This window comes from Novosphingobium sp. 9U (genome assembly GCF_902506425.1).
Classification (GTDB): domain Bacteria; phylum Pseudomonadota; class Alphaproteobacteria; order Sphingomonadales; family Sphingomonadaceae; genus Novosphingobium.
Genome location: NZ_LR732519.1, coordinates 1 through 1058, shown reverse-complemented (window position 1 = coordinate 1058; position 1058 = coordinate 1). Strand labels below are relative to the sequence as shown.

1 protein-coding gene and 1 pseudogene are annotated in these 1058 nt (G+C 72.3%); both read right to left on the bottom strand.

Annotation, left to right across the window (positions count from 1 at the left end; all coding sequences use genetic code 11):
* Window positions 1-256: 256 nt before the first annotated feature.
* The gene (locus tag GV044_RS19610) at window positions 257-700 is read right to left on the bottom strand and encodes an SRPBCC family protein (RefSeq protein ID WP_159556151.1); all 444 of its coding nucleotides are present in this window, start codon (window positions 698-700) and stop codon (window positions 257-259) included.
* 5 nt (window positions 701-705) lie between these two features.
* A pseudogene (locus GV044_RS19605) lies at window positions 706-1058 on the bottom strand (hypothetical protein); the annotation flags it as partial.

Sequence of the window (1058 nt, the reverse complement as noted above, 5' to 3'; positions counted from 1 at the left end):
CGTCATCACCGGCGCCGAGGTCATCGCCCTGCAGGCAGCCCGTCAGTTCGAGCGGTACACGGGCGTCGCCCTGACCGACGACCAGGTGGCGCGGGCCAGCGAGTTCTCGCGCGCCGAGTAGTCGACGCACCCACAGGGCGGACGGGAGGTGGGCCCCACCCGCCGGTTCCGGCGTGACGCGCCAGCGGCACGACGGCCGTGACGGGAGGCCCGTTGCGGCGACGCCACGGGCCTCCCGTCCGTTCGCGGGGACGTCTCAGGCGGTCGCCGCGCGCCCGACGGCCACCCACTCGAGGCGGCGGAGCGTCTCGCGGTTGCGGATCCAGATGAGCGGCTGCATGAGGAAGTCCGGCACGTGCGACCCCGGCCCGGCCACCGCGTTCTCGGTGATCGTGACCTTGCTGCCGTGCCGGTGCGGTTCGACCGTCAGCTCGACGCGGGCCTCGCCGATGGGCCAGCCCTTGGGCTGGATGACCATGCGGTGTGGCGGCTCCCAGACCAGCGACGTCGTGACGTCGTCGATGACGATCGGCCAGGCGCCGAACGAGTGGTGCAGCCGCGTGCCGACCTGCGGCCACCCGGATTCCTCCTTGCGCATGCGCGACGCCCCGACCACCCAGGTCGTGTAGAGCCACCCGTCGCCGAGCACGTCGAAGACGGCTTCGGGACGGCAGTGCAGGATGCGGACGCTCTTCGCCATGGTGTTCAGCCTTCCGGGGTGAGGTCGACGTCCTCCGGCAGTCCGAAGGTGTGCCGGAGCGCGCTCTTCGCCGCGTGCCAGCCGGCCATGCCGTGCACGCCGGGGCCGGGTGCCGCGGACTCGGAGCACAGGTACATGCCGCCGCCCATCCGCCACGGGTCGCTCGACAGGACGGGGCGCTTGACGAGCTGCCAGAAGCTCGCGGCACCGGCGGCGATGTCGCCACCGACGTAGTTCGGGTTGTACTCGCCCATCTGCACGGCGGTGCGGGAGCTCGACGACAGGATCGTGTCGCGGAACCCCGGCGCGAAGCGCTCGATCTGACGGGTGACGGCCTCGGTCGGGTCGACGTCCGAGC